At 68.6% G+C, this 494-nt stretch carries 2 pseudogenes; one reads left to right on the top strand and one right to left on the bottom strand.

The annotated features are described in order from the left end of the window. Nucleotides 1-135, bottom strand: a pseudogene (locus tag E9549_RS22900) (IS3 family transposase); the annotation flags it as partial. Nucleotides 136-188: 53 nt separating this feature from the next. Here E9549_RS22900 and E9549_RS22895 point away from each other — a divergent pair. Further along, a pseudogene (locus E9549_RS22895) lies at nt 189-383 on the top strand (integrase core domain-containing protein); the annotation flags it as partial. Between the last annotated feature and the right edge of the window lie 111 nt (nt 384-494).

Here is a 494-nt window from a genome sequence, read left to right as displayed (position 1 = left end):
CACCGACTCCCGGGCCACCCCCAGCTGGCGGGCCACCGCCACCGCCGCGGCCGTGGTCGAGGAGTACTCGCCCCGGTGCTCACGCACCAGCCGCACCGCGCGCTCCCTCAGCGCCGGATCGATCTTCTTCGGCATGACGGCCATCCTCCGTGACTCACAAGGAGGCGGCACAGAACCTGGGGCGCTTCAAGGTCGAGCGGCTCAACCGCACCCTGCTCACCGAATGGGCCTACGCCCAGCCCTTCGACTCCAGCCAACACCGCGCCGAGGCCTTGCCCGGCTGGCTGCACACCTACAACCATCACCGAGCCCACACCGCACTCGGCGGACGCCCTCCGATCAGCCGCATCCCCGTCAACAACCTCGCGGGGCACTACAGCTAGAGCGGCCCACCAGGTGACGTCCCGCTGAGTGGTGGATGTAGTCCTCACCGTGTTGGTCAGCGGTGTGGTGACTATGACGCGATCAGTGCCGGTTGCGCCACCTCCTTCGCC

The organism is Blastococcus sp. MG754426, from assembly GCF_021699055.1.
Classification (GTDB): Bacteria; Actinomycetota; Actinomycetes; order Mycobacteriales; family Geodermatophilaceae; genus Blastococcus.
Note: the sequence above shows the minus strand (reverse complement) of the source record. Positions and strands in the feature narration are given on the sequence as shown.